Source organism: Streptomyces sp. NPDC048639 (assembly GCF_043199075.1).
In the GTDB taxonomy this organism is placed as follows: Bacteria; Actinomycetota; Actinomycetes; order Streptomycetales; family Streptomycetaceae; genus Streptomyces.
The window spans coordinates 1-24,342 of the sequence record NZ_JBICVP010000007.1; the positions used below are offsets into that span (position 1 = coordinate 1).

A 24,342-nucleotide genomic window follows, 5' to 3' on the forward strand; every position below is an offset into this window, starting at 1 on the left:
CGCCCCGGACCAAATGGTCCGAAGACGGGGTATCAACATATCTGGCGTTGACTTTTGGCACGCTGTTGAGTTCTCAAGGAACGGACGCTTCCTTTGAAACCATCCCTGGTTTCTCCGGGCGCTTCCCTTCGGTGTTTCCAACCTTACCAGACTCTTTTTCCGTTCCGTTCCCGGTTCGGATTTCGATATCCGGCCCCCGATTGGAAGGGGCTTTGCGCCTTCCGGCGCGGCTCCCACGTTAGCGGATTTCCCTTCCCGCTCATAATCGAGCTTTCGGTTCGAATTCCGGCACGCCGAAATCGCCCCCGAAGGGTTCACACATCAGTGGATGCCGCCGAGCGGCGCGAGTGAAGCCACAGAACCGCACCGGCTCCGTGGCAACTCGCAGGACTGTACACGACGCGCCGCAGCCCATCAAAACGCGTGGTGAGCAGGCGTCTCGGGGCGTAAAGTCCGGGCTATGACGAAGCATGCGCAGACCCTTCTGTGGTGGGCCGCCTGACGGCGGCCGGACCAGCGCATGCACCCATACGGCCGCCGCTTCCGGCGGCCGTTCGCGTCTGACGCACTTCTCGATTCGCTCCGGCCGGCGGGCGCGGTGGGCCTCGGAACAGAGGTGGAGACGAGATGAGCAGGACGCGGATCTTCAGCGGAGTGAAGCCCACGGGGCATCTGACCCTGGGCAATTACCTGGGCGCGGTGCGCCGTTGGGCCGAGCAGGATCAGCACCGCGCCGACGCCGTGTTCTGCGTCGTCGATCTGCACGCCCTGACCGTGGCGCACGACCCTGCCCGGGTTCGGAGGCTGAGCCGGCAGGCCGCGACGGTGCTCCTCGCAGCCGGACTCGATCCCGAACGGTGCACCCTCTTCGTGCAGAGTCATGTCGACGAGCACACCCGGCTCTCGTATCTGCTCGAGTGCACGGCCACCGACGGCGAGATGCGGCGGATGATCCAGTACAAGGAGAAGTCCGCGCGCGAGCGGGCGGGCGACGGGGGAAGCGGGAGCGTACGGCTGTCCCTGCTCACCTATCCGGCGCTCATGGCTGCGGACATCCTGGCGTACGGGACGGATGAGGTGCCGGTCGGTGACGACCAGGCTCAGCACGTCGAGCTGACGCGCGATCTCGCGCGCCGCTTCAACGAGCGGTACGGGCACGTCTTCACCGTGCCCCGGGCCACCCGTCCGCCCGTGGCGGCGCGCGTCATGGATCTGCAGGACCCGACGTCGAAGATGGGGAAGTCGCATGCCCGGTCGGCGGGCATCGTGTACCTGCTCGACGAGCCGGACACGGTACGGCGGAAGATCATGCGCGCGGTCACGGACGGCGGGAGCGAGGTCCGTTACGACCGGGAGGCGCAGCCCGGGGTGGCGAATCTGCTGGACATTCTCTCGGCGGCAACGGGCTGCACGCAGCGGCCGGAGGAGCTGGCCGGGGAGTTCGGGTCGTACGGCGCGCTGAAGAAGGACACGGCCGAGGCGGTCGTCGAGCTGCTGCGTCCACTGCGGGAGCGGCATGCCGCGCTGAGCTCCGAGACCGCGTACGTGGAAGGGGTGCTGAGGGCGGGTGCCGAGCGGGCCCGGGCCATGGCGCGCCCCAGGGTCGACGCGGCGTACCGGGCCATCGGGCTGCTCCCTCCCGAGTAAGCGGGCTGCTCCCTCCCGAGTAAAGGGGAGGGAGCAGCGGCGCCGGTGTCAGCCCTTGCCCGTCGCCAGTTCCCGGCTGCGGTCACGGGCCGCTTCGATGGCGGCGAGGAACGCGGCCCGTACGCCGTGGCTCTCGAGTTCGCGGATCGCGTTGATCGTCGTCCCCGCGGGGGAGGTCACGGCTTCCCGCAGCTTCACGGGGTGCTCGCCGCTGTCGCGGAGCATGACGGCTGCGCCGATGGCGGCCTGCACGATCAGGTCGTGGGCCTTGTCGCGGGGCAGGCCGAGGAGGATGCCGGCGTCGGTCATGGCTTCGACGAGGAAGTAGAAGTAGGCCGGGCCGGAGCCGGAGAGGGCGGTTGCCGCGTCCTGCTGGGTCTCGGGGACGCGCAGGGTCTTACCGACTCCGCCGAAGATCTCCTCGGTGTGGGCGAGGTGTTCCGCGGTGGCGTGGCTGCCGGCCGAGATGACGGACATCGCCTCGTCGATGAGAGCGGGTGTGTTCGTCATGACGCGGACGACCGGGGTGCCGGCGGCCAGCCGCTCCTCCACGAAGGCGGTCGGGATGCCGGCCGCGCCGCTGATGACCAGGCGGTCGGACGGGATGTGGGGGGCGAGCTCGTCGAGGAGCGTGCCCATGTCCTGGGGCTTGACGGTGAGGATGAGGGTGTCGGCGACCTTGGGCGCTTCGGGGTTCGAGACGGACTCGACGCCGTAGCGGCTGCGGAGTTCTTCCGCGCGCTCGTTGCGGCGCGCGGTGACGAGCAGGTCGGACGGGGACCAGCCGCCGCGGATCATGCCGCTGAGCAGGGCCTCGCCGATCTTGCCGGCGCCGAGAACGGCGACCTTCTGCGTCATGGTGTCGCTCACCTCATCGGGGGTGCGGGGTGTGTGCGCGAGCGCACGCGATGCGGTGTCCATCCTGGCACCCGCGGCGGGCTCGTGCCGCGCCGCGCCCCCCGGCAGCGGGGCGCGGGGTACCGACGGTCGGCCCCCGTACGGCAGTCCGGCGGCCCGTCTCGCCCGGCGGCCCAGCGGCGGACGCCCGCACCCACGCGCTCCGGGCCGCTACGTCGTACGGCGGCGGAGTGTCGCCGCTCCCAGGGCGAGGACCAGGAACGCGCTGCCCGCCACGACGATCGCGTCCCGCACGAAGGCGTCGGTGACCGTGCTGTGCAGGAGGATCTCGTTCATGCCGTCGACGGCGTACGACATCGGCAGAACATTGGAGATCGCCTCCAGCACCGGCTGCATGGTGTCCCGCGGCGCGAACAGCCCGCACAGCAGCAGCTGCGGGAAGATCACCGCGGGCATGAACTGGACGGCCTGGAACTCCGAGGCGGCGAAGGCCGATACGAAGAGGCCGAGCGCCGTGCCGAGCAGGGCGTCCAGCAGGGCGACGAGCAGGAGCAGCCAGGCCGAGCCCGCGAAGTCGAGGTCCAGCGCCCAGAGGGCGAGTCCGGTGGCGAGCACGGCCTGGACGATGGCCAGGAGGCCGAAGGCGAGGGCGTAGCCGAGGATCAGATCGGCCTTGCCGAGCGGCATGGAGAGCAGCCGTTCCAGCGTGCCCGAGGTGCGCTCCCTCAGGGTGGCGATGGAGGTGACCAGGAACATCGTCACCATCGGGAAGATGCCGAGCAGTGAGGCGCCGATGCCGTCGAAGGCCCGGGGGTCGGAGTCGTAGACGTAGTAGAGCAGTACGAGCAGGAGGCACGGTACGAGCAGCAGGAGTGCGATCGTCCGCGGGTCGTGGCTGAGTTGGCGCAGCACGCGGCGCGCGGTGGCCAGGGTCCTGGTGAGGTTCATCGGGCGGCTTCCTTCTGCTGTGCGGCCTGCTTCGCGGCGTCGACGAGGCGCAGGAACGCGTCCTCGACGGTGTCGGCGGCCGTGCGCTCGCGCAGGGCGTCCGGGGTGTCGTCGGCGAGGATGCGGCCCGCGCGCATGAGGAGGAGGCGCTCGCAGCGCTCGGCCTCGTCCATGACGTGGGAGGAGACGAGGAGCGTGGTGCCGCGCTCTTCGGCGAGGCGGTGGAAGAGGCTCCACAGGTCGCGGCGGAGTACGGGGTCGAGGCCGACCGTGGGTTCGTCGAGGACGAGCAGTTCGGGGCTTCCGAGCAGGGCCACGGCGAGGGAGACGCGGGAGCGCTGGCCGCCGGAGAGGTTCCCGGCGAGGGCTTCGGCGTGGTCGGAGAGGTCGACTTCGGTGAGGGCGCGCTCGACCTGGGCGCGCCGCTCGGTGCGGCTCAGCCTGGGGTCCAGGACCGCGGCGTAGTAGTCGAGATTCTGACGTGCCGTCAAGTCGTCGTAGACGGAGGGGTGCTGGGTGACGTAGCCGACGAGGGAGCGCAGGGGAGCGGATCCGGCGGGGCGGCCGAGGACGTCGAGTGTGCCGGTGACCTTGGCCTGGGTTCCGGCGATGGCGCGCATGAGCGTCGACTTGCCGCAGCCGCTGGGGCCGAGGAGGCCGGTGACCTGACCGCGCGGGATGTCGAAGTCGAGGCCGTCGAGGACCGTACGGGTGCCGCGCACGACGGTGAGTCCGCGGGCACGGATGACGGGCTCGGCGGGCCCGGCCGGGCCCGCCGCCGCGTGATCGTCCACGCGTCCGCCGACGCGTTCGCCGAATTTATTCATCATGCGTTGAATAATGGGGCCGCCCGATGAGCGGAGTCAAGGGCTCCGCCCACGGGAGGGGCGGATCGCCATAGGGTCGGATGTGTGACCCGACTTCCCCTTCGTTCCGGTGAGGGGCGCCGCCTGCGCACCTCCGTTGCCGCCGCCCTGCTGCCGGTCCTCGTGTTCGGCACGGCCTGTTCGTCCGGCGGTGGCGGCGGGAGCGGCTCGGGCGCGACGGACGCGGGCGATCCGCTTTTCCCCCGCCTCGGCAACAGCGGATACGACGTGGGCCACTACGCACTGCGACTCGACTACGACGTGGAGAACCGCACGCTCGACGGCACCGCCGTCGTCACCGCCGAGGCGACCCGGGACCTGCGCAGTTTCAGCCTCGACCTCTCCGGGCTGAAGGTCCGGAAGGTGACGGTCGACGGGAGGAAGGCGCGGACGCACCGCGAGAAGAACAAGCTGATCGTCGAGCCGGCGCGCACGGTCGAGAAGGGCACCCCCTTCCGTACGACGGTCGACTACGACGGCAGGCCGCGCACCCTCACCGACCCCGACGACTCCACCGAGGGATGGGTGCCCACGGACGACGGGGCGTTCGTGGTCGGTGAGCCCGCCGGTGCCATGACCTGGTTCCCGGTCAACAACCACCCCGGCGACAAGGCCTCCTACGACGTCGAGATCACCGTCCCGAACGGCTGGACCGCCATCTCCAACGGCGAGTTGCGCAACGAGCGGACCCGCGGCGGCCGCACGACCTTCGACTGGCACAGCGCCGAGCCGATGGCCTCCTACCTCGCCACCGCCACCGTCGGGAAGTTCGACGTGATCCGGTCGAAGACGAAGAGCGGGCTCCCGCTGTACGTCGCCGTCGACCCCCGCGAGGCGAAGAAGAGCCGCAAGGCGCTCGCCCGCGTCCCGGAGGTCGTGGAATGGTCGAGCGGGGTCTTCGGGCCGTACCCCTTCTCCTCCTCCGGCGCCATCGTCGAACACAAGCCCCAGGACGTGGACTACGCGCTGGAGATCCAGACGAAGCCGGCGTACCCGGGAGCACCCGACCTGCTGACGGTGGTGCACGAGCTGGCGCACGAGTGGTTCGGCAACTCGGTCACGCCGAAGACCTGGCAGGACATGTGGCTCAACGAGGGCTTCGCGACGTACGCGGAGTGGCTGTGGAGCGAGCGGCATGGCGGGGCGTCGGCGCAGAAGAGGTTCGACAAGCTCTACGCCACCGACAAGGACGAGGACCTGTGGGCGTTCCCGCCGGGCGACCCGGGCAATGCCGAGAACATCTCCGGTGAACCGGTCTACGAGCGGGCCGCGATGGCGTTGCACCAGCTCCGCCGGACGGTCGGCGACCGGGCCTTCTTCCGCATCCTGAAGGAGTGGCCGGCCGCCTACCGTCACCGCAATGCCGACGCCGCCGACTTCATCGCCTTCTGCGAGAAGCTGACCGGCCGGGATCTGAACGGGCTGTTCCGGACGTGGATCTACGAGGACGGGCGTCCGGAGAAGGCCAAGGGCTAGGGGCGGGCGCCCGGCAGCGAGCCGCGCCACGGCATGCGGGCATACGGCATGCGGGCACACGGCATGCCGCAGGGCGGTGCGTTGCGGCATGCGGCGCTCGCCGTCAGAGCGCGCCCAGGTCGAGGTGGCGGAGCTTCTCCGGGTTGAGGATGGCGTCGATGCCGGTGATGAGCCCGTTCTCGCCGACCGTGAAGGACATGACCGCGGCCTGCTCGCCGACGGTGTCGACGAACACCAGCCCCGGGGCGCCGTTGACGTCCCGCACGAGCACGGCCATGCGCTCCGGGTCGTAGCCGCGCGACGCCAGGCGGTGGACGAAGCGCGCCACCTTCTCGTCCCCGGCCACCGGAATCCTCGCGGCGGTGACCTTGCCGCCGCCGTCGGAACGCCAGACGACCCCGGGGTCGAGGATCTCCATCAGGCCGTCGAAGTCCCCGCCCGTCACGGCAGCGAGGAACGCATCGACCGCCCGCCGGTGCTGCCCGCGGTCGACGGATCTGCGCGGCGTCCCGGTCGCCCGGACGTGCTTGCGGGCACGCGAGGCGAGCTGCCGTACGGATTCGGGGCTGCGGCCGACGACCTCGGCGATCTCGCCGAACGGCACGGCGAACACGTCGTGCAGCACGAACGCCGTGCGCTCGGCCGGGGTCAGCCGCTCCAGCACGGTGAGCAGGGCGATGCCCACCGACTCGTCGAGCGTCACACGGTCCTGCGGATCGAGTGCCCGGTCGTCGCCCACGACGGGCTCCGGGAGCCAGGGGCCGACGTAGGTCTCGCGCCGGGAGCGGGCCGAGCCGAGCTGGTCGTAGCAGATGCGGCTGATGACGGTCGTGAGATACGCGCGGGGGTTCTCCGCCGCGCCGTCGGGCAGCGCCTGCCAGCGCAGCCACGTCTCCTGGACGGCGTCGTCGGCGTCGGCCACCGAACCCATGATCCGGTAGGCGACGCCCCACAGACGGGTCCGGTGCTCCTCGAACGTGCTCAGTTCCGCCATGACGCAGGCCGCCTCTCCTCGTACGCCGCCCGCTCCGCCCCGCGCGCGGGCCGGCGGGCTCCCGTTCTCCTACGAGGGGGACGGGACGGACGGCCGGACTGTGACACCAGGCGCATCGCGGCGACCAACCCGGAGGAGGGGACCGGGCGGGGGCACTGCCCGGCGTAGGAGGGGCCGGGCGGGCAACTGCCCGGCGCCGCGACGCCGACGTCAGCGGCGCTTGCGCTTCCGGCCCGCCGCGCCCGCGCCGCCCGCCGTCCGCGCCGCGGGATTCCCCGCACGGCTCGCCCGGCGCTTCTCGTACGCCTCCCGCTCCCGCTCGTACGCGGCGCGCGCGGGCTTCTCGCCCGGGGCGTCGATCAGGCTGCGGACGAACCACGCGAGCAGCACCCCGATGAAGCCGATCATCCGCAGACTCTGCAGCGACCGCTCGACGGAGGAGTCCCCCACGGGCTCGGGCGCCCGGACGAACCCTTCCCAAGTACGGCGGAACGCGAGCGCCGTGCACGCCGCGAACATCACGACGACCAGCAGGGTCACGAAGCCCCCGACCTCCGCGACCGCCAGACCCTGGTAGCCGACGACCAGCACGAGCGCGCCCGCCACGGCGGCGAACAGCGCTCCGGCGCCGACGCTGGCGCGCCGCAGCGCGTAAGGCCCGCTCCGGTCCACCCATGTCGTGCCGAAGAACCGGAGCGGTTCGGGGCGGGGCCCGGCGGGCTGCTGCGCTTCACTCATGCCGTCGATTATGGCCCGGTGGTGCCCGGGTCCTCCGGTACCGGTGGCGCGGGCGATCCGGGGAGGTGGGGAAGAGGCGGGGAACAGGCGGGGAAACGGCTCGGTCGCGACCGTGGGGTACGTCCGGCAGGGGACCGCGTCGTAGGGGTTCGGTCGGCGGAGACCGGCTCGTACTGCCTCGGTCGGCGAGGACTGGCGTCGTACGGTTTCGGTCGGCAAGGGGCCGGAGCGCGTCCGGCGAGAGCCACGACCGCACGGAGCACGGCCGGCGAGAGCACGGTTCGGCACGCGTACGGTCATGCCCCGGTCACCGTCCGAGGCGGTCCCTTTTTGTACGTCGACCCCCTGGAGCCCGCCCCCTACGCTGATGCCGGCCCGCTCGACGGGGAGGCACGACGACGTGGCGCTCAACACGGGAGATCCGGAGGAGATAGGCGGCTACCGGCTGGAGGCCCGGCTCGGGTCCGGCGGGATGGGAGTCGTCTATCTGGCGTGCTCCGCCTCGGGCCGGAGGCTGGCTCTGAAACTGGTGCACCAGCAGTACGCGGACGACGAGGAGTTCCGCGTCCGGTTCCGCCAGGAGATGGCCGCGGCCCGGCGCGTCAGCGGGGCCTTCACCGCCGCCGTGGTCGACGGGGATCCCGAGGCCGAGCGCCCCTGGATGGCCACCTCGTACATCGCGGGCCGGACCCTGGCCCAGGAGGTGGACCTGCACGGCCCGCTGCCCTGGCGCGAGCTGCACCGGATGGCGATCGGCCTGGTGGAGGCGTTGCGCGACATCCACCGGGTGGGTGTGGTGCACCGGGACCTCAAGCCGTCGAATGTCGTGCTGTCGCCCGAGGGGCCGCGGGTGATCGACTTCGGCATCTCGCGAGCGGCGGACAACCAGACGCTCACCATGACCGGCCGGGTGATGGGCACGCCGCCGTTCATGTCCCCGGAGCAGTTGCGGACGCCCCGGGATGTGGGCCCCCCGTCGGACGTCTTCTCCCTGGCGACCGTGCTGGTCTACGCGGCCACGGGCCAGGGTCCGTTCTACTCGGACAGCCCGTACATGACGGCGTACCAGGTGGTGCACGAGCCGCCTTCGCTCGACGGGCTGCGCGGCCCGCTGCGGACGATCGTCGAAGCGTGCCTCGCCAAGGAACCGGAACAGCGGCCGGGGCTGGCCGACTTGCTGGAGCGGCTCCGAGCCCTTCCGGCCCCCGAGGTGGCTCCGGTACGGGCACCGGGGCGGGGCTCGGCCGCGACGCTCGTCGACGGACGACAGGACGTCGACGGACGACAGGACAGCGACGGACGACAGGACGTCGACGGACGACAGGACAACGACGGACGACAGGACAACGACGGGCAGGGAGGCAACAGCGGACGTGAGGGCAGCGACGGCGGTGCGAAGGCCGCGAGCAGTGCGACTCCGGGCGATGCGGCGGGCCGCACCGCGCCGCGCAGACGCCTGTACATCGTGCTGGCCTCCGTCCTGGCCGCGGCCGCCGCGGTCACCGGTATCGCCCTCGCGGCGCCCCACCTCCTCGGCCGGGGTGGGGAGGACGGGTCCGGGCCCGGGTCCGATGGGTCCGCAGCCGAATCCCTGCAGCTTCCCGAGGGCTGGAAGCCCTGGAAGGCCGAGGTCGTCAACGACCCGCAGATCAGGGACGAGTTGCGCTGTCTGCCGCGGAACGGATCGCTGTTCTGCGGCGGTGGCGGGGTCATGGCCGCGCGGCTCGGGGTGTCCGACGGGGACGTCCGGTGGAAGACGCCGAACCCCGCCGGTGTCCCCGTGATCGGCATGGACCTGGCCGGGCTCACCGACGACACGGTCATCGCGTACCGGGTCACGCACCGGAAGAGCGCAGGGGACGAGGTCTACGACATTGCGGGGCTGCGCGCCGACGACGGCAGGAAGAAGTGGACGGTGGAGCTGAGCGACGCCTCGTACGCGCTCCGCGGCACGCGAGCGAAGGGCGCGGTCGTCCACGACGGCAAAGTCCTGACCGCGGGCCGGGACGGCACGCGGATGGAGGCGCGGAACGCGGACACCGGCAAGGTGCTGTGGACCGAGCCGTTCCCCGAGGGCGAGACCTGCGTCCCGGTGCTGGTGGGCGACCGGCCCCACGCACTGTGCGCGCCCGCCCGCGAGGCCGCCGACTTCCACATCACCCACCTCGGCATCCACGAACTCGACCCGGACAGCGGCCGCTTCGTCCGCGGCAGCCAGCTGAAGGGGACGCTGCGGCTGGTGGGTGACGCGGACGGCATCCAGGAGCGGTACACCGACGAGGGCGCGCTGAGCAGCATGCGGGCGGTCACAGTCGATCTGAGGAGCGGCCGGAAGTCGGTCGTACCGCTGGACCTGTTCCCCAGGAGTGCGATGGAACTCCGCGGCGACGCCCTCTACTTCACCGAGGGCAACGGGAAGATCACCGCCGTCGCCCTCCGCACGGGAGCGGTCCGGTGGTCGAGGACGACCTCCCTCGAAGGGGCATCGGGCCCGGCCGTCTCCGGCGACAGCCTGTACTTCAGCTCCGCGACGGGGCGGGTGCTGGCCCTCGACCGCCGTACGGGCAAGGAGCGGTGGCTCACCGGGCCGCGGGCGGGCGGGTCGCTCACCCTGCCGGACCGCTCGCCGCGCGTGCTGACCGTCGGCCGCGCGCTGTACGTGAGCGCGGCCGACAACACCCTGTTCACGCTGGACGCCCGGCACGCGTCGCGCGGGGGCGATGACGCCGGAACCGGCACCGGCACCGCGGGGGGAACCGGCTGAATGACCGGCTGAACGACCGGCCGAACGACGGGCTCGGCGGGGCAGGTTCGGAAGGCGGGTTCGGGAGGGCGGGTTCGGGAGCCGGTTCGGGAGCCGGTTCGGCGGGGGTTGGGCTCGGCGGGGCAGGCTCGGGGGCGTGTTCGACGGGACGGTTCGGGCGCAGACCGCGCTGCGGGGCCGGGCACCCGGCGGCCGGGACGCGGCGCTCAGCAGCGCGGTGCGACGTAGCCGTCGCTGCCCGTCCTCACATAGGCATCGGAAACGTACTGCCCGGCGCCGATGTTGTCCCAAATCCGCGTCGTGCCGTACGGTCCGGCGACCCTCTCGCCCTCGCACTGGCAGTGGATCCGCACGCGCGCCCCGTACGGCAGCACCTTCACCAGGCGGCTGCCGGTGCTCGGTCCACTGCGCACGTTCACGCGGTGGCCGGGCGCGACCGGGTAGGTGGTCTGGCCGGGAACGGCCGTCGTGGCGGCGAGTTCGGCGTCCAGGAGCTCCACGTCCAGGAGTTCGGCCTCCAGGAGGTCCTTCTCCAGCGGTGCCGGCTCCGGGAGTTCGGCCGCCTCCGGGGCGGCCGGAACCTCGACGCCTTTACCCCCCCGTGTCGTTGAGAATCCCCTCCGTGGCCATTTGGGTCCCTCCCCCGATTTCTTGAGCTTTGGACGACATGCGCAGGCTAGCAAGCCCCATCTGTCCCGTACGCGTCATCGACTAGGCTCCTCCGCGTCGCAACGGGGCCGAAACAAGACGGGGGTGGGCCATGCCGCCGCTGCGCGGAACCGGACCGGGCCCGCAGGGGGAGGATCCGGAGTTCGCCGGGCAGTACCGGCTCGAAGCGCGCCTCGGCTCCGGCGGTATGGGCGTCGTCCACCTCGCCCGCTCCGCCTCCGGCCTCCAGCTCGCGGTGAAGGTGGTGCACACCGAGTTCGCCGCGGACGACGAGTTCCGGGCACGTTTCCGCCAGGAGGTGGCCGCGGCCCGGCGCGTGAGCGGGGCCTTCACCGCTCCGGTCGTCGACGCCGACCCCGACGCCGAACGCCCCTGGATGGCCACCCTCTACATCCCCGGCCCGACGCTCTCCGACCAGGTGAAGCGGAACGGCCCGCTCGCCCTTCCCGAGGTACGCAGACTGGCGGCCGGGCTCGCGGAGGCGCTGCGCGACATCCACCGCGCCGGTGTCGTGCACCGCGATCTCAAGCCCGGCAACGTCCTGCTGTCCGAAGGCGGCCCCAAGGTCATCGACTTCGGGATATCCCGGCCGTCCGACAGCGCTCTGCGGACAGAGACGGGGAAGCTGATCGGCACACCGCCGTTCATGGCGCCCGAGCAGTTCCAGAGACCGCGCTCGGTGGGGCCCGCGGCGGACGTCTTCGCCCTCGGATCCGTCCTGGTGCACGCGGCGACCGGACGGGGTCCGTTCGACTCGGACAGCCCGTACATCGTCGCCTATCAAGTCGTCCACGACGAGGCCGACTTGACGGGCGTACCGGAGAGTCTGGGCCCGCTGATACGCGCCTGCCTGGCCAAGGACCCGGAGAACCGGCCAACGCCGGACGCGGTCATGGCCATGCTTCGGGCGGCGGCGGAGCAGGGGGACGCGCAGGACGGCGCCCGTGGCCGAGTGCCCGCGCAACGGCGGGCGTCGGCGGTGGAGCGGGGCACGACGGGAACGGGTACGGCGGAGACGGGTGCGGGGGACGGGGGCGAGGGCGAGGGCCAGGGCCAGGGCCAGGACAACGGGGGCGGATGGGGCGGCGAGCACGGCCGGGAGGACCCCACCCACATCCGGTCCTCCGATGCCGAGTCGCCCGACGCCGCGGACCGTATGGCCGCGGCACTCTGGGAGGAGATGCGCAGGGCGAGTTCGGAGCCCGCGACCGGCTCCGCCGGGGACGGTCCGGCGCACGACGCCACACCTCCCCCGGCGCCCCCGTCCGCCGTACGGCGGTGGCGCGCACGGTGGGTTGCCGTCGTCGCGGCGGCGACCGCCGTCCTGATCGGGACGGGCGTGGCAGTCGCCCAGCGCCACACCGGAGTTGAGAACCAGACCCAGGTCACTACGCGCGCCACCGCACCGGCGTTCCGCCCCTGGACCACCGGCGTCACCGCGGACGGGGCCACCAAGGCCGAGGCGGGCGCCCCCTTCTGCACATCCGCGCACGGCGCGCTGTACTGCGCGGCGCGCGGAGTGAAGGCCGCACGGATCAACCCGGCGACCGGCCGCAAGGTCTGGTCGCGGGACATCGCCAAAGGCACCGGCGGCAACGGGGACACGGACGGCGACGAGGCAGGCAGCCCCGACATGCCGCCCCAGACACCGGTGGTCTGCGACGGACTCGTCCACGTCCTGTCCGTGACGACCCGCAGCGCCCGCCTGGAGGCCATGGACCCGGCGAGCGGCGCGATCCGCTGGAGCAAGGACGTCACGGCGTACGAGGGCCGCGTCTACCACTCCGGCGACACCGTGCTGCTGATCCCCGGTGACGGCACGATCCGCGGGTTGCGCGGCGCGACGGGCGAGGAGCGGTGGCGGAAGCGGTACGAGGGGCGCGGGGAGCCGGTGTTCAGCACGTTCGGAGCAGGGCGCACCGCGTACGGCACGGCGGTCTCGGACGACGGCTCGCACACCTACGTCACAGCTGTCGATCCGGCGACGGGCACCACGCGCTGGCAGCGGAAGCTCACCGGCAACCTCACACCCGCGGGGACCGCTGCCGACGGCCGGACGCTGCTGCTCACCGCCTCCGATGTGCAGCAGCGCACCGACGCACTGGTCCGCTACGACCCGGGCACCCGCCGTGAGAGCCGCACACCGCTGGCGCTGGCGCTGGACTCGGTGACCACGGGCGTCCACGGGGACACGGTCCATCTGCTCGCCCACGGGGGCACGTTGATGGCCGTCGACACGCGCCGCACGGACCCCGGGCGTGCGGAACTCTGGCGCATGGAGACATCGATCAGCAACGCCTCACCGATCGCCGCCACGTCCGACCGGCTCTACTTCACCGCCGCCGACGGCCGGTTGCTGGCGATCGACGCCCGCCGCGGTGTCCTGGCCGGGCAGACCCCGGCACGGATGAACGCGGAGAACCGGGGGTACGCGGGGGCCGTGCCCGCGCCCGTCCCGGCGAAGAACGGCGGCGTCGTCGGGGCGGCCCCGGACGGCACGCTGTTCGCGGTGGACGGGGACAAGCCCGGCGGCTGGTGACGAGCACCGCCGTCGCCCCGGTCCGCGCTTGCCCACCGTCGCACAGGTTCGCAGTTGCCCGCCGCGCCGCGGTCCGCGCTTGCCGCGCCCCGGTTCGCCTTGCCCGCCGTCGCCCCGGATCGCGCTCCGGCTTCTGCGCGTGCCGTGATCCCTACCGACACCGCACCCCGCCCTGGCGGGAGTTGAGCGCTGCTCCGGCGTCCCCGCGTGTACGCCCTCACTTCGACTTCCTATACAGTTGTCCAGGAAGTCGAAACGTTCGAGGACGGGCCGGTCGGACCCCGTCGAGGGGGCAGTCATGCAGATCGTCGCGCAGGTTCTGGTCGGTGTCGTCGCCGCACTCCACGTGTACTTCCTGGTGCTGGAGATGTTCCTGTGGGAGCGCGAGCCCGGACGGCAACTCTCCGGCCTGGATGCCGAGATGGCCCGCGCCAGCGCGCCCCTGGCCGCCAACCAGGGCCTCTACAACGGATTCCTGGCCGCGGGCCTCGTCTTCGGCCTCGTCTCCGCCGACCCGACCGGCTTCCGCTTCCAGGTCTTCTTCCTCATCTGCGTGGTGATCGCGGGCGTCTACGGGGCGGCCACCGCCAACCGCCGCATCCTGATCGCCCAGGCCCTGCCCGGCGCGCTCGCGCTCGCCGCCGTCCTCGTCGCGGGCTGAACTCCGCCGTGCCCGCAGAGGATCCCCGCACCGCCCGCACCAAGACCCGCCTACGGAACGCCCTGTTGGCCGAGTGCACGGACCGGCCACTGGAGAAGGTCAGCGTCTCGGCCGTCACCACCCGCGCCGGCGTCGGCCGTGCCACGTTCTATCTGCACTACGACGATCTGCGGGCGCTCGCGACGGACGCCTGCGCCGAGGTCGTACGGAACGCGGTGGACGCCCTGCACGCCTGGCAGGGCGGTGCGGCACCGAGGGTTCCCGCGGACCCGCCCGCCGCGCTGGCCGAGTTCTTCACGGAGGTCGCAGGCCACCGCGAACTCCACCGCACGCTGCTGCGGCCCGGCGGCAGCGGCCCGCTGGGCGAACTGCTCCACCACGAGCTGCGCGAACGGTCGCGGAGCGAGCGGGAGCGGGCCGGGGCACCGCACGCGGATCTGGCCGCCTCCGCCGTGGCCGCGGCGTTCACCGGAGTCCTCGCCGACTGGCTGCACGGCCTGATCGACGAGGAACCGGATGCCATCGCGCGGCGGGTGTGGTCACTCCTGCTGGCCATGCACCGCGCCTGGGGCACGGCCTGAGCCGTACGGCAACGGACGGCGGCCCGCAAGCTGTGGCATCGACCGGCGCCCCCGGCAGCGGCAGGCAGGGCAACTCGGACAGCGGCCGAATCCCGCAACAGCGGGCGGAGCCTGTGACCGCCCGATCAGCCGAGCTTGCTGACGTCCCGCACCGCGCCCTTGTCCGCGCTCGTCGCCATCGCCGCGTACGCCCGCAGAGCCTGCGAGACCTTGCGGTCGCGGTTCTTCGGCGCGTACGTGCCGCCCAGCGCCTCGCGCCGGGCCGCCAACTCCTCGTCGGAGACCTTCAGTTCGATCGAGCGGTTCGGGATGTCGATCCGGACCGGGTCACCGTCCTCGACGAGCGCGATCGTGCCGCCGGACGCCGCCTCGGGCGAGGCATGGCCGATGGACAGGCCCGAGGTACCGCCGGAGAAGCGGCCGTCGGTGATCAGGGCGCACTTCGCGCCGAGGCCACGGCCCTTGAGGAACGACGTCGGGTACAGCATCTCCTGCATGCCCGGGCCGCCCTGGGGGCCTTCGTAGCGGACGACGACCACATCGCCCTCCTTGACCCGCTTGTTGAGGATGGCGTCGACCGCCTCCTCCTGGGACTCCACGACCACCGCCGGGCCCTCGAACGTCCAGATCGACTCCTCGACACCCGCCGTCTTCACGACACAGCCGTCCTCGGCCAGGTTGCCGTAGAGGATGGCGAGGCCGCCCTCGGTCGAATACGCGTGCTCGACGTCACGGATGCAACCGCCGGCCGCGTCGGTGTCGAGGGAGTCCCAGCGCTCGGACTGGGAGAACGCCGTCGCCGAGCGACGGCAGCCGGGCGCGGCGTGGAACATTTCCACGGCCTCGGCCGACGGCGAACCGCCGCGGATGTCCCACTGCTTGAGCCAGTCGGCGAGCGAGGGGCTGTGCACGGTGTGCACGTCCTCGCGGAGCAGGCCCCCGCGGTACAGCTCGCCGAGGATGGCGGGGATGCCGCCTGCCCGGTGGATGTCCTCCATGTGGTACGTGCCGTTGGGCGCGACCTTCGACAGGCAGGGGAGCCGCCGGGAGAGCTGGTCGATGTCCTGCATGGTGAAGTCGAGTTCGGCCTCCTGGGCGGCGGCCAGCAGGTGCAGGATCGTGTTCGTGGAGCCGCCCATCGCGATGTCGAGGGCCATGGCGTTCTCGAACGCGGCGCGCGAGCCGACCGAGCGCGGCAGCACCGTCTCGTCGTCCTGCTCGTAGTGGCGGCGGGTGATCTCGACGATGTTGCGGCCCGCGGCCTCGTACAGCTCCTTGCGCGCGGTGTGCGTCGCCAGGACCGAGCCGTTGCCGGGCAGGGAGAGACCGATCGCCTCGGTCAGGCAGTTCATGGAGTTGGCGGTGAACATGCCGGAACAGGAGCCGCAGGTCGGACAGGCGGCCTCCTCGATCCGGGCGAGGTCGTCGTCGGAGACCGACTCGTTGACCGCGTCCGACATGGCGCTGATCAGGTCCAGGCCGGTCCTGACCGTGCCGTTGACCAGAGTCGCCTTGCCCGCCTCCATCGGCCCGCCGGAGACGAAGACCGCCGGGATGTTCAGGCGCATGGCGGCCATGAGCATGCCCGGGGTGATCTTGTCGCAGTTGGAGATGCAGATCACCGCGTCGGCGCAGTGCGCCTCCGTCATGTACTCGACGGAGTCCGCGATCAGGTCGCGCGAGGGCAGCGAGTAGAGCATCCCGCCGTGCCCCATGGCGATGCCGTCGTCGACCGCGATGGTGTTGAACTCCCGCGGAATGCCGCCGGCCGCCTTGATCGCGTCGGAGACGATCCGGCCCACCGGCTGGAGGTGGGTGTGGCCCGGGACGAACTCGGTGAAGCTGTTGGCCACCGCGATGATCGGCTTGCCGAAGTCCTCGCGCTCTACGCCCGCGGCCCGGAGCAGGGCGCGAGCGCCTGCCATGTTGCGGCCATGGGTGACTGTGCGGGACCTCAGCTCGGGCATCGGGCTCCACTCCTCGTCATGCGGATGGTCCATCGAGCCTACGCCCCTGCTCCAAGATCTGGACAGTCTGTCCAGATTCCGGGATTTTCGGGTCACTCCTCGGTCAGGTCCTGTCGGCCCTGGTCGCGCCCTGTCGGTTCCGGTCGGGCCGGATGCGGGGCGGGGCGGGTGCGGTGCGGTGCGGTACGGGAGGGGTGAAAGGGCGGACACGGCGATTCGTCCGCGGACGAATCGAGGCCACCGGCCCGCGGTGCGGCGCTCCGCCCAGGACCCGGCTCAGGACTCGGCTCAGGACTCGGTCAGATACCGCTGCAGCGTGGGCGCCACCATCGCGATGATCTCCTCGATGTCCGCCGACGCGAGCGGTTCGACCTTGACCACGTACCGCAGCATCGCGATCCCGATCATCTGCGAGGCGGCCAGCTCGGCCCGGAACTTCGGGTCCGGCACCTGCAACTCCCCCGCCACCCGCTCCAGCAGCCTCCGCAGCACGAAGTTCCGCAGAACGCCGGCCGCGGCTTCATGGGTGAGCGCGGAACGGATCACGGCCAGGAGGGGGGCGCGGGTCACCGGGTTCTCCCACACGCCGAAGAAGAAGCGGGCCAGCCGCTCGCCGACGCCCTCGCTGCCCTCGGCCAGTACGTCCGGGACGAACAGCGCGGGCTCGAACGACACCTCGACGGCCGCCCCGAAGACCTGCTCCTTCGTACCGAAGTAGTGGTGGACGAGGGCGGGGTCCACGTCCGCGGCCTTCGCGATGCCCCGGATGGAGGTCTTGTCGTAGCCGTGGGCGGCGAACTCCGTACGGGCCGCCGCGAGGATGCGCTCCCGCGCACCCGGGCCGGTCCCGGCGTCCGTACGGGCCGGGCGTCCGCGGCGGCGCGGGGAGTCCGTCACTTCGGTCACTGCCTTCCGGCTCCCGTGGGCGAGGCGAGATGCAGCCGGGTGAAGGCCAGCGCCTCCGCCAGGTCGGCCTCGCGCTCGGCCGCGGACATCGCCCGTCGCGTGTTGACCTCGACGACCACATGGCCCGAGAAGCCCGTGACCGCCAGCCGCTCCAGCAGCTCGGCGCACGGCTGGCCGCCGCGCCCCGGCACCAGATGCTCGTCCTTGCCGGAGCCGGAACCGTCGGCGAGATGGATGTGCGCAAGCCGGTCGCCCATCCGGTCGACCATGGCCAGCGCGTCGGAGCGGGCCGTCGCCGTGTGCGACAGATCGACCGTGAAGTGGCGGTAGTCGTCCTTGGTGACGTCCCAGTCGGGTGCGTAGGCGAGCATCTCCCGGTCGCGGTAGCGCCACGGATACATGTTCTCGACCGCGAACCGTACGTCCGTCTCGCCGGCCATCCGCCAGATGCCTCGGACGAAGTCCCGGGCGTAGTTGCGCTGCCACCGGAAGGGCGGGTGGACGACGACCGTGGACGCGCCCAGCTTCTCCGCGGCCGCCCGCGCCCGCTGCAGCTTGGTCCACGGGTCGGTCGACCACACCCGCTGCGTGACCAGCAGACAGGGCGCGTGCACGGCCAGTACCGGCACGCCGTGGTGGTCGGAGAGGCGGCGCAGCGCCTCGATGTCCTGGCTCACCGGGTCGGTCCACACCATGACCTCGACGCCGTCGTAGCCCAGCCGCCCGGCGATCTCGAACGCCGCCGCCGTCGACTCCGGGTACACGGAGGCGGTTGACAGCGCGACCTTCGCGTCCGGGATGCGCACCACTGGTTGAGCCACGGGAGACAGCGTACGGCGTGCCACGAGAGGCAAAAGGGGGCCCCGGCCGCGGTGGGACCCCCGTGGCGGCGCTTCGGAGGGCCGGGCCGCCCGTCAGGACGCCGGCAGGTGGTCCAGGCGGCGGAGGATCAGACCCTCGCGCAGGGCCCAGGGGCAGATCTCCAGCTCCTCCACCCCGAAAAGGTCCATCGCGGCCTCCGCCACCAGGGCCCCCGCGACGAGCTGAGGCGCCCGCCCCTCGGAGACTCCTGGCAGCTCAGAGCGTTCCTCTGCGGTCATCGCGGCCAGCCGCGGCACCCACTCCTCCAGAGACTTGCGGGTCAGGTTCCGCTGGACGTACAGCCCCTCCGCGGAGCGAGCCGCGCCCGCGATCCTGGCGAGCTGACGGAAGGTCTTCGACGTCCCCACCACATGGTCGGGGACGCCCAGCCGTGTGAACTCCCCCACAGTCCGGGCGATCTCGGCCCGCGCATGGCGGCGCAGCGCCCGTACGTCACCGGTGTCGGGCGGGTCCCCCGGCAGCCAGCCGGTGGTCATGCGGCCCGCGCCCAGCGGCATCGACACGGCCTTGTCCGGGTCCTCGTCGAGCCCGTACGCGATCTCCAGCGAGCCGCCGCCGATGTCCAGGACGAGCAGCCGGCCCGCGGACCAGCCGAACCAGCGGCGCGCGGCGAGGAATGTGAGCCGGGCCTCCTCCTCGCCCGACAGCACGGTCAGGTCGACGCCGGTCTCCTCCGCGACACGTGCCAGGACCGCGTCGGCGTTGGACGCCTCGCGGACGGCGGACGTCGCGAACGGGAGCACCTCCTCGACGCCCTTGTCCTCGGCGGCCTGAAGAGCGTCGTGGACGGTGGCGACCAGCGTGCCGACACCGTCCGGGCCGATCGCGCCGTCCTCGTCGAGGAGTTCGGCCAGCCGCAGTTCCGCCTTGTGGGAGTGGGCGGGGAGGGGGCGCGCACCGGGGTGCGCATCCACGACCAGCAGATGAACCGTATTCGAACCCACGTCGAGGACACCGAGTCTCATACGGTGCACGCTACTGCGGCGGGTGAGCACCCATGTACGGGGCCCGGGGCGCTTACCCTGGGGGCGTGGCAAAGACCAAAAAGGCCAAGCAGCACAAAATCGCCAAGAATCGGCGCGCTTCTCGGGCGGCTCAGGCCGCCGGGAACGGGGAGTCCACGCAGCCGGAAGCACAGGCGGCCGCGCTGTCGTCGGAGGAGTCCGCGCAGGCGGCGCGGGAGCCTGCGCGGGACGGGAAGCGGGGGGCGCGGGCTTCGGCTCCCTCGGCGGCCTCCGCGGCGTCGGCATCCCGGCCCGACGAGGTGGGTCTCGACTTCGCACGCGCCTGGGTGGAGTTCCCCGACCCCGCCGACGAGGAGCAGGTGTTTCGCTGCGACCTGACGTGGCTGACCTCCCGCTGGAACTGCATCTTCGGCAGCGGCTGCGAGGGCATCCAGGCCGGCCGCGCCGACGACGGCTGCTGCACGCTCGGCGCGCACTTCTCCGACGAGGACGACGAGAAGCGCGTCGCGGAGCACGCGGCCCGACTCACGCCCGACATCTGGCAGTTCCACGAGGTCGGAACCGCGTCGGGCTGGATCGAGACCGACGACGACGGCGAACGGCAGACGCGGCGCTGGAAGGGGTCCTGCATCTTCCAGAACCGGCCCGGGTTCGGCGGCGGCGCGGGCTGCTCCCTGCACATCCTGGCGCTGCGGGAAGGCCGCGAACCGCTGGAGACGAAGCCCGACGTGTGCTGGCAGCTCCCGGTCCGGCGGACGTACGAGTGGGTGGAGCGGCCGGACGACACCCAGGTGCTCGTGGTCTCCATCGGCGAGTACGACCGGCGGGGATGGGGGCCCGGCGGCCACGACCTGCACTGGTGGTGCACGAGTGCGCGCTCGGCGCACGGGAGTGGGGACCCGGTGTTCGTCTCGTACCGGCCGGAGCTCACGGAGCTGATGGGGAAGGACGCGTACGACCGCCTCGTCGAACTGTGCGAGGAGCGGATGGCGGCGGAACTCCCCCTGGCTCCGCATCCCGCGGACCCGGCAAAGGCGTGAGCGGACCCGGCGTAGGCGTGAGCGGACCCGGCGTAGGCGTAGGCGGACCCGGCGTGAGCGGACCGGGCGGAGGCTGACCCGGCGTGAGCGGACCGGGCGGAGGCTGACCCGGCGGAGGCGAATTCGCGTGGCCGCCGGGGGATGGTCCCTCGTGGTGCCGGGACCGGGGTGGGCAGGCCCCGTCCCGGCGGCATGACGTAGGGGCCGGCACGCTCGCAGCGCCTGTGCCGGCCTGGTGCGGATCGCTCGCATACCGCGCCTGAGCGCCGGAGAAGTCCGCCCCCTTTCCCCTCCCCCATTGACCGACCGTCCCGGAACGCCGAGCACGTCATGCGCCCCGCGGGCACAGGCCTGCCGCGTTCTCGTGTGCGTTCAGCCCCGGGGCTCGGGGAGTTCGGGACTCGGGCCGGGGTCGGCGAGCCCGCGCCTTCCGCGGGTGAGGGCAGCCCCACCCCGCCGTCCGCTGGCCGGTCGAGGGGGCGTTCGCGCGGGCGAAGTGGTGTTCGCGCGCGTTCAGCTCGTGGGGCTGGGGGAGTTCGACTGGGTCGGCGTCGGGGAACCCGAGCTCTCCGTGGGGGTGGGAGTCGGCGTCGGGTCGGTCGGGGTCGGCGTGGGCTCCGGCGTCGCTCCGTGGCCCTGGATGGCCACGACCGTGCCGGCCGGATCGATCGCCACACGCGCCGTCCAGGTCCCCTGCGGCTCGCGCGCCTCGTCGACGGAGACCGTGATCGTCACGGACTCGCCCGGCCTGAGCATCCCGGCCGTACGGCTGAGCTGGAGCCAGGGGGCGTCCGTGCGGGCCGACCAGTGGACCGGCGAACCGCCCGACGCGCTCAGGGTGATGAGGGTGCCGTCACCGCTCGGCTGCGCAGAGACGGTGAGCCGCCCCGGGCCGTGGGTCGGGCGGCTGGGACCGGGGGACGACGAGGAAGTGCCCGACGGCGCCGTTCTTCGGGCGACGTCGCGATTGCGGTCGTGGGGCCGGCCGCCCTTGGCGTCGACGACCTCCACCGACACGTCGTGGCGGTCGGAGGTGAAGCGCGGGTCCGGTTCCGTGCGCGCGTTGCCGGCCTTCTCGTACGGGCGGCCTGCGAGGCCGTCGGGGGATTCGGCCCCTGCGACGGCCACCGGGTTCCCCGCCTCCGTCTCACCGAGCATCGGGGCGCCCCGGTAGGCCGCCCACAGGGCGAGGACGGGCGCGGCGACCACGGTCGCGACCACCGTGGTGGTCACGGCCCTGCTGCGCAGCCTGCGGCGGCGGGCGACACGGTCCTTGGGGTCGACCGGGTATCCGGTGCGGTCGTAGCGCGGGCCGCCACGCCCGCTGCCGCCACGGGCGCGCAGGGCGCGGGTCATACCGGCGTACGCCGAGGCGCGCGGCGCTTCGAGGACGGGCAGGGTGCCGGGCAGTGCGGTGGTGCCGGGCCAGGGCGTGCCCACGGTGGCGCGCTCGGCGGTACGGCGGCACTCGGGGCAGTCATCGACATGGCGCACCAGTTCGCGACGGAGCGCGGTGCCCAGGAGGACCTGGCTGTCACCGGTGAGCCGGGCGACGACGGGGCAGTTGCCGCGCTCGACGACGACGAGCGCGGCGCGGGTGCGCTCCACTTCGCAGGCGGCGGCGGAGAGCAGGCCGCATGCCGCGTCGCGGTCCATACCGAGGACGGCGGCGACCTCTTCGGTCTTCAGCCGGTGGCGGACGGCCAGTTCGAGCGCTTCGCGCTGCTCGGGGGTGATGCCGGCGGCCTCCGGCCAGGCGAGGGCGCCCAGTTCGCGGCGGCGCTGTGTGGCGGCGGCCTCGGACAGACCGGGCTGAGCACCGGGGGCGCGGTGCTGTTCGGCCAGCCGCTGGAGGCATGCCCAGCGGGCCATCGCGTAGAGCCAGGGCCTGCGCTCGTCCTCCGCGGACGGGCGGCGGCCGCGCTGGCGCTCCGCGATGGCGAGGACCTCCCCGAGCACCGCGGTGGCGGCATCGTGCTCGCAGAGGACCGAGAGGCAGTACGTGAACAGGCCGTCCAGATAGGGCTCGTAGCTCTTGGCGAACCGTTCCTGTTCCGTGCCCGGCGTGGATGGTGCGGCGCTCCGCACGGAGCTCTGCCCACGACGGTGTACCCGGTGTGCGCCGGTGGTGTGCGTCGGATGCTCCCTGCTGCTCATCACCCGCCGACGGTAGGCGGATGATGCCGGGTCGCTCGCCCCTCTTGGACAGGTTTAACCCCTACGGGTGACGATGACCCTCGAAAGAGGACACGCGTTCCTCTTGCCATGACGGCGGTCTGCTATAGGGCGGGTTGTTCGTGGGGCGTCTCGTGCTCGGGTCGCGCTCCGATCGCGCTCCGGTCGCGCTCCGGTCGCGCGACCGCGCGCGGATTGGTGTCGGACCCCGGCGCTACGGTGACCGCATGGCTGCCGCCCGTACGACCCGCTCGTCCGCCAAGGACCGTCCCTCCTACCGCTGCACGGAGTGCGGCTGGACCACCGCCAAGTGGCTCGGGCGGTGCCCCGAGTGCCAGGCGTGGGGCACGGTCGAGGAGTTCGGCGCGCCCGCGGTCCGCACGACGGCGCCGGGCCGCGTCACCTCCGCGGCGGTGCCCATCGGCCAGGTCGACGGCCGGCGGGCCACCGCGCGGTCGACCGGCGTCGCCGAACTGGACCGGGTACTGGGCGGGGGCCTGGTGCCGGGCGCCGTGGTGCTGCTCGCCGGGGAGCCGGGCGTCGGCAAGTCCACACTGCTGCTGGACGTCGCCGCGAAGGCGTCCTCGGACGAGGACCGGACGCTGTATGTGACGGGCGAGGAGTCCGCGAGCCAGGTGCGGTTGCGGGCCGACCGGATCGGCGCCCTGTCCGAGCACCTCTATCTCGCCGCCGAGACGGATCTCTCCGCGGTCCTCGGCCACCTCGACTCGGTGAAACCCTCGCTGCTCGTCATGGACTCCGTGCAGACCGTCGCCTCGCCCGAGATCGACGGAGCGCCCGGCGGCATGTCCCAGGTCCGCGAGGTCGCGGGCGCCCTCATCCGCGCCTCCAAGGAGCGGGGGATGTCCACGCTGCTGGTGGGTCATGTCACCAAGGACGGGGCCATCGCGGGCCCCCGCCTGCTGGAGCACCTGGTCGACGTCGTGCTGCACTTCGAGGGCGACCGCCATGCCCGCCTCCGTCTCGTGAGGGGCGTGAAGAACCGCTACGGCACGACGGACGAGGTCGGCTGCTTCGAGTTGCACGACGAGGGCATCACCGGTCTGGCCGACCCGTCCGGACTCTTTCTCACCCGGCGCGACGAGCCTGTCCCCGGCACCTGTCTGACCGTCACCCTGGAGGGCCGCCGCCCGCTCGTCGCCGAGGTCCAGGCCCTGACCGTCGACTCGCAGATCCCCTCCCCGCGCCGCACGACGTCGGGCCTGGAGACCTCCCGCGTCTCGATGATGCTGGCGGTGCTGGAGCAGCGCGGGAAGATCTCGCAGCTCGGCAAGAGGGACATCTACACCGCCACGGTCGGCGGGGTGAAGCTGTCCGAGCCCGCCGCGGACCTGGCCGTGGCCCTCGCCCTGGCCAGTGCCGCGAGCGACACCCCGCTGCCGAAGAACCTCGTCGCCATCGGCGAGGTGGGACTGGCCGGAGAGGTGAGAAGGGTCACGGGTGTGCAGCGGCGTCTCGCGGAGGCCGCCCGCCTGGGCTTCACGCAGGCCCTCGTCCCCACGGACCCGGGTAAGGTCCCGGCCGGCATGAAGGTCACCGAGGTGGCGGACGTCGGCGACGCACTCCGCGTTCTGCCCCGGCGGGCGAGCCGTGAAGCGTCGCACTCCGGACGCCCCACATAAGCGGTCCTGCCGCCGGTAGACTT

19 protein-coding genes are annotated in these 24,342 nt (G+C 72.3%); 8 read left to right on the top strand and 11 right to left on the bottom strand.

Going from position 1 to position 24,342, the window contains the following annotated elements; genetic code table 11:
* The first annotated feature begins 627 nt into the window (after nucleotides 1-627).
* Nucleotides 628-1,647, top strand: coding sequence for a tryptophan--tRNA ligase (gene trpS / locus ACGFNH_RS19900; protein ID WP_393655452.1), 1,020 nt, complete (start codon nucleotides 628-630; stop codon nucleotides 1,645-1,647).
* Nucleotides 1,648-1,695: 48 nt separating this feature from the next.
* On the opposite strand, the gene proC is transcribed toward trpS, so the two are convergent.
* The 3 genes from proC to ACGFNH_RS19915 form a co-directional block, all read right to left on the bottom strand.
* Nucleotides 1,696-2,505, bottom strand: a complete 810-nt coding sequence (proC, locus tag ACGFNH_RS19905; protein ID WP_393656133.1) for a pyrroline-5-carboxylate reductase — start codon at nucleotides 2,503-2,505, stop codon at nucleotides 1,696-1,698.
* 210 nt (nucleotides 2,506-2,715) lie between these two features.
* Nucleotides 2,716-3,453, bottom strand: a complete 738-nt coding sequence (locus tag ACGFNH_RS19910; protein ID WP_393655454.1) for an ABC transporter permease — start codon at nucleotides 3,451-3,453, stop codon at nucleotides 2,716-2,718.
* The gene (locus tag ACGFNH_RS19915; RefSeq protein WP_393655456.1) at nucleotides 3,450-4,283 is read right to left on the bottom strand and encodes an ABC transporter ATP-binding protein; all 834 of its coding nucleotides are present in this window, start codon (nucleotides 4,281-4,283) and stop codon (nucleotides 3,450-3,452) included. Before ACGFNH_RS19915 ends, ACGFNH_RS19910 begins: the two co-directional genes overlap by 4 nt.
* Before the next feature lie 81 nt (nucleotides 4,284-4,364).
* On the opposite strand from ACGFNH_RS19915, the gene ACGFNH_RS19920 reads away from it, so the two are divergent.
* Complete coding sequence (locus tag ACGFNH_RS19920; protein WP_393655458.1) at nucleotides 4,365-5,795, top strand: M1 family metallopeptidase; 1,431 nt, start codon at nucleotides 4,365-4,367, stop codon at nucleotides 5,793-5,795.
* Nucleotides 5,796-5,898: 103 nt separating this feature from the next.
* Here the strand turns inward: ACGFNH_RS19920 and sigJ are convergent, their stop codons facing one another.
* Both sigJ and ACGFNH_RS19930 read right to left on the bottom strand, forming a co-directional pair.
* Nucleotides 5,899-6,789 carry an RNA polymerase sigma factor SigJ gene (gene sigJ, locus ACGFNH_RS19925; protein WP_393655460.1) on the bottom strand — a complete coding sequence of 297 codons (891 nt, stop codon included), beginning with the start codon at nucleotides 6,787-6,789 and terminating at the stop codon, nucleotides 5,899-5,901.
* A gap of 210 nt (nucleotides 6,790-6,999) precedes the next feature.
* On the bottom strand, nucleotides 7,000-7,527 hold the full coding sequence (locus ACGFNH_RS19930) for a hypothetical protein (RefSeq protein ID WP_393655462.1): 528 nt from the start codon (nucleotides 7,525-7,527) through the stop codon (nucleotides 7,000-7,002).
* A gap of 400 nt (nucleotides 7,528-7,927) precedes the next feature.
* On the opposite strand from ACGFNH_RS19930, the gene ACGFNH_RS19935 reads away from it, so the two are divergent.
* Nucleotides 7,928-10,291 (top strand): PQQ-binding-like beta-propeller repeat protein, encoded by a 2,364-nt coding sequence (locus tag ACGFNH_RS19935; protein WP_393655464.1) that lies wholly within the window; start codon nucleotides 7,928-7,930, stop codon nucleotides 10,289-10,291.
* Nucleotides 10,292-10,497: 206 nt separating this feature from the next.
* On the opposite strand, the gene ACGFNH_RS19940 is transcribed toward ACGFNH_RS19935, so the two are convergent.
* Nucleotides 10,498-10,791, bottom strand: a complete 294-nt coding sequence (locus ACGFNH_RS19940) for a peptidase (protein ID WP_393655466.1) — start codon at nucleotides 10,789-10,791, stop codon at nucleotides 10,498-10,500.
* 260 nt (nucleotides 10,792-11,051) lie between these two features.
* Here ACGFNH_RS19940 and ACGFNH_RS19945 point away from each other — a divergent pair, with 260 nt between their 5' ends.
* The 3 genes from ACGFNH_RS19945 to ACGFNH_RS19955 all read left to right on the top strand — a co-directional run bounded on the left by ACGFNH_RS19945 (nucleotide 11,052) and on the right by ACGFNH_RS19955 (nucleotide 14,741).
* On the top strand, nucleotides 11,052-13,499 hold the full coding sequence (locus tag ACGFNH_RS19945; RefSeq protein ID WP_393655468.1) for a serine/threonine-protein kinase: 2,448 nt from the start codon (nucleotides 11,052-11,054) through the stop codon (nucleotides 13,497-13,499).
* A 298-nt stretch (nucleotides 13,500-13,797) separates the two neighbouring features.
* Nucleotides 13,798-14,160, top strand: a complete 363-nt coding sequence (locus tag ACGFNH_RS19950; protein ID WP_393655470.1) for a DUF1304 domain-containing protein — start codon at nucleotides 13,798-13,800, stop codon at nucleotides 14,158-14,160.
* Nucleotides 14,161-14,168: 8 nt separating this feature from the next.
* Nucleotides 14,169-14,741 (top strand): TetR/AcrR family transcriptional regulator, encoded by a 573-nt coding sequence (locus ACGFNH_RS19955; RefSeq protein WP_393655472.1) that lies wholly within the window; start codon nucleotides 14,169-14,171, stop codon nucleotides 14,739-14,741.
* 125 nt (nucleotides 14,742-14,866) lie between these two features.
* Here ACGFNH_RS19955 and ilvD read toward each other — a convergent pair whose 3' ends face one another.
* The 4 genes from ilvD to ACGFNH_RS19975 all read right to left on the bottom strand — a co-directional run bounded on the left by ilvD (nucleotide 14,867) and on the right by ACGFNH_RS19975 (nucleotide 19,461).
* Nucleotides 14,867-16,708: a dihydroxy-acid dehydratase gene (gene ilvD, locus ACGFNH_RS19960; protein WP_393655474.1), complete on the bottom strand. Its 1,842-nt coding sequence runs from the start codon at nucleotides 16,706-16,708 to the stop codon at nucleotides 14,867-14,869.
* A gap of 288 nt (nucleotides 16,709-16,996) precedes the next feature.
* A complete protein-coding gene (locus ACGFNH_RS19965) occupies nucleotides 16,997-17,605 on the bottom strand; it encodes a TetR family transcriptional regulator (RefSeq protein WP_393656135.1) in 609 nt (202 codons plus the stop codon).
* Nucleotides 17,606-17,610: 5 nt separating this feature from the next.
* Entirely contained in the window at nucleotides 17,611-18,435 is an 825-nt protein-coding gene (locus ACGFNH_RS19970; RefSeq protein ID WP_393655475.1) for a sugar phosphate isomerase/epimerase family protein, read from the bottom strand.
* Between the two features lie 93 nt (nucleotides 18,436-18,528).
* Nucleotides 18,529-19,461: a Ppx/GppA family phosphatase gene (locus tag ACGFNH_RS19975; RefSeq protein ID WP_393655477.1), complete on the bottom strand. Its 933-nt coding sequence runs from the start codon at nucleotides 19,459-19,461 to the stop codon at nucleotides 18,529-18,531.
* Nucleotides 19,462-19,526: 65 nt separating this feature from the next.
* On the opposite strand from ACGFNH_RS19975, the gene ACGFNH_RS19980 reads away from it, so the two are divergent.
* A complete protein-coding gene (locus tag ACGFNH_RS19980) occupies nucleotides 19,527-20,501 on the top strand; it encodes a hypothetical protein (protein ID WP_393655479.1) in 975 nt (324 codons plus the stop codon).
* A 513-nt stretch (nucleotides 20,502-21,014) separates the two neighbouring features.
* Here ACGFNH_RS19980 and ACGFNH_RS19985 read toward each other — a convergent pair.
* Nucleotides 21,015-22,658, bottom strand: coding sequence for a sigma-70 family RNA polymerase sigma factor (locus tag ACGFNH_RS19985; protein ID WP_393656137.1), 1,644 nt, complete (start codon nucleotides 22,656-22,658; stop codon nucleotides 21,015-21,017).
* Between the two features lie 245 nt (nucleotides 22,659-22,903).
* Here ACGFNH_RS19985 and radA point away from each other — a divergent pair, with 245 nt between their 5' ends.
* Nucleotides 22,904-24,319: a DNA repair protein RadA gene (gene radA / locus ACGFNH_RS19990; RefSeq protein ID WP_393655481.1), complete on the top strand. Its 1,416-nt coding sequence runs from the start codon at nucleotides 22,904-22,906 to the stop codon at nucleotides 24,317-24,319.
* The last annotated feature ends 23 nt before the right edge of the window (nucleotides 24,320-24,342 follow it).